We start from the raw sequence: 3316 nt of genomic DNA, 5'->3' as shown, positions 1-3316 counted from the left end.
CACAAGAAAAACCCACAAACCAAACCAGCTTGCAAGCTTTCCTCAAAGCACCAGAGAAGCTTACCTTGAAAGTTTTTACTTTGCAAGTCCCGGATCAGTGATCCGCGCCTCTCTCACACCGTTCCAGGAGGAAGAATTTCAACCGCCTCAACCGGTGCCTGAAAACTATAAACCACCGCGCCCCACCCGCGTCAAATTAATTCTAGATGCACTAGCTCACAGTAAATGCGGGTGGGGTCCCGCTATTTCAGCAACTACCCAAGCGCTTACTTATTAGTGCTGGTGGGAGTCTCTACGGTGTAGGAAACGCTAGTGTCCAGCACGCCATTAACGGTTAGGTTCTTACCGCATACCAGCTGGGTTTCGCCTACCTTAATAGTGACTTCCTGCTGGTCACAGCCAGTGAGCTTAAAGGTGACCTGCTCATCCTTAATGGACTTAACGGTCATGACACCCTCACCGATTGAGGCAGACTGCTGATTGCCCAGGTCTTCCTTCACACCTTCCCTGGAGTCGGCGTCACCATTGCCAGGAGCCGTAACCGTGGGGGCTGCGCCCGGAGTAGCAGTAGCAGAGGTAGAGCCCTTAGAGCCACCAAGACCCTTATTAAGAGCAGATTTAGCCGTGCTAGGTAGTGCGGTTGCGGCTACATGGGTACCACCAGAACTGGGCTTCTTCTCTGAGTCCGAGCAAGCGACAAGACCCAGGGCCAGCATACCTGCTGCTCCGACACACATCACCTTTTTGACCAAATTAGTCATTTTTCAGCCTTTCGTCATCGCTTCCAGGTTATTTTCAGGTTTCTTTAAGGAAGCTAGTCGGTTCCCGTTGTTATATTTCTGTTGCGTTCGGGACGGTAACCCGCGAGAGTTGGGGAGCTTGTTGACCGGTCTGTACCGTTTCTTCAGGTCTGGGTTTAAGGGAGCTCAGCTGAGTATCCGATCGCTCCGGGGTGGCCCCATCTAGCTTAAGGGGCCACCCCTTTTCTTTGCTTTTTTCAGTCTATTTCAGCCAGCAAACACCTCCGCGCACCGAACAAATTCCCAGGAATCTTCCAGTTCGGCACCAAAAGTACACACGCACGCCACTGTGGCTAGGTGATTGGTTTGCTGCATGGCCTCAGGGTACCGGGTGAACCTGAAAAAACCTGGAGCTTATTGCTATTTAAGACAGAAAAACCCGCATTTTCTGGTTACAAATCTATAAAGATTGGGTCCGGGGTGGTCAGTTTGGGCCAAACATCCCGCACAGACAGCGTGTGCGGACAGGCGTGAGCAAGCCGCGAGCGCACAGCTTTCTCCCAGCTAAGCCCGCAAACAGCCCACTTAAGCCCGAAATTGGCCCTCCTGGGCGCTCAGGTTTCTTTCAGCTAACGACGACGCCGCAAGGACAGGTAGTTTCGCCCTAGTTTCGCCGTCGACGCCGCTTTTAGGGCCCCTGCGACGGCGCCCGGCTCGGCTCGGCGGCAGCCCTCAGCACCCCGGCCACTAGAGCCCAGCAAACCAGTAAGCAGCCCTGGCAGCGCCGTCGGCCGCTAGAGCCCCAGCCAGCCCCACCGTCGCACCCAGCAACGATGCCCGGGCCTGCCTTAAGCCAAATACCTACTCAAGCCCCACTAAAAAATTAGTGACCCCCGATAGGCTGGGATCGTGAAGAAACTACCCCGCCTATTGGCCAGCGCAATTGCTTGCGCCACCTTAGCCCTAAGTGCGTGTAGTCCGAGTCCGTTGAAACTGTCAGATTCCGAGGCCACACTCACCCCCACCCCAGCCAGCACGCAGTACTCTGCCGGCCTGGCCAGCTATTACAGTCAGAAAGTTGACTGGACTAAATGCGGCGAGTTTAAGTGCGCCACCGTTAAAGTTCCGCTAGATTACGCCAATCCGCAAGGCGAGAGCATTTCCTTGGCTTTGAAAAAGCGCGAAGCTGACGGCACCAAAAAAGGCACCTTGTTCATCAACCCCGGCGGCCCTGGCGGCAGTGGCGTGGACCTGGTCAAATCGGTGGGCCGCTTGTTCTCCTCTGATCTACTTCGTAGCTATGACGTGGTGGGCTTTGACCCGCGCGGCGTGGGCCAATCAACCGCTATTAACTGCCTAACCGACAGCGAAACTGACGCTATGCGTGCCAGCAATGAGGGGGCCAGCCTTGCCAAGGGCGTCAGCGAGAAGTGCTCTAAGAAAACTAAGCCGGCAGCGCTGCTGGACCACGTCGACACTCCCTCAGCCGCCAAGGACCTGGATATCCTGCGCCAGCTAAGCGGCGACAGCAAGCTCAACTACCTGGGCTACTCCTACGGCACCTACCTGGGTGCCACCTACGCAAACCTGTTCCCCAGCAACGTGGGCCGCATGGTGCTTGACGGCGCCGTCGACCCCACTTTGAGCGCCCACCAGGTCTCTTTGGGGCAGGCTAAGAGCTTTGAGAACTCTCTGCGCGGCTATGTGGCTTACTGCCTTAAGCGCTCTAGCTGCCCACTTACCGGTTCGGTTGACGACGGCGTAAAGCAGGTGCGTACCTTCCTGGAGGGGCTGCGTAAGTCGCCGCTAAAGACTACTGACTCAGAGCGGCCGCTGACTTACAGCCTGGCTGTTTCCGCCGTCATTGGCCCGCTATATGCGGACAGTATTTGGGACACGCTCACTATGGCCCTGTCACAGGCCATGAAGAAGCACGACGGCTCCATGCTGCTGCGTATCGCTGACATATTGGCCTCGCGCGACGACAACGGGCACTACACGGATAACTCTGCCGTTGCCATCATGGCCATTAACTGCCTGGATTACCCGGTGCAGGGCGACAAGGCCACCTGGGCCAAGCAAACTAAAGAGCTAGAGCAGGCCTCGCCTACCTTCGGTAGTTCCATGGCTGGCTCTGATGAGATGTGCCAGCTGTGGGGCCACAAAGCTACCCACGAGCGTACGGCGCTAACCGCTAAGGGCAGCGCGCCAATCCTGGTTGTGGGCACCACCGGCGACCCGGCTACCCCCTATGAATGGGCGCAGTCCCTGAACAAGCAGCTTTCTAACTCCAGGCTGCTGACCTGGAAGGGCTGGGGACACACGGCCTATGGCCGCGCAGACAAGTGCATCACCAAGGCCGTGGATAACTACCTGTTGTCGGGCACGCTGCCTGCCGATAACCAAACCTGCGGCAACACCGACACCACTGTTAAGTAAAACGCCGGTGGCTAACAGCAACGGGTGGCTTCCCAAATGCGGGGAGCCACCCGTTTTATATAAGTGCTTATACCTTGGGCCAACGTGATCTTGGCCAGATTTTTGGCTGCGCGGGCGCACGTCCGGGCCGGGCGGGT

Annotated in this window: 2 protein-coding genes; one reads left to right on the top strand and one right to left on the bottom strand. The window is 56.9% G+C overall.

Going from position 1 to position 3316, the window contains the following annotated elements; translation table 11 throughout:
* Positions 1–266: 266 nt before the first annotated feature.
* Positions 267–761: a hypothetical protein gene (locus HMPREF0045_RS07565; protein WP_005987075.1), complete on the bottom strand. Its 495-nt coding sequence runs from the start codon at positions 759–761 to the stop codon at positions 267–269.
* 888 nt (positions 762–1649) lie between these two features.
* Between HMPREF0045_RS07565 and HMPREF0045_RS07560 the strand changes: the two genes are divergently transcribed.
* Positions 1650–3179 (top strand): alpha/beta hydrolase, encoded by a 1530-nt coding sequence (locus HMPREF0045_RS07560; RefSeq protein WP_005987073.1) that lies wholly within the window; start codon positions 1650–1652, stop codon positions 3177–3179.
* The last annotated feature ends 137 nt before the right edge of the window (positions 3180–3316 follow it).

This window comes from Actinomyces graevenitzii C83, assembly GCF_000239695.1.
GTDB lineage: Bacteria > Actinomycetota > Actinomycetes > Actinomycetales > Actinomycetaceae > Actinomyces > Actinomyces graevenitzii.
Note: the sequence above shows the minus strand (reverse complement) of the source record. Positions and strands in the feature narration are given on the sequence as shown.

What these genes read in the sequence shown, in the direction of transcription:
- HMPREF0045_RS07565 (WP_005987075.1), bottom strand. Translation starts at nt 761, where the DNA reads ATGACTAATTTGGTCAAAAAGGTGATGTGTGTCGGAGCAGCAGGTATG.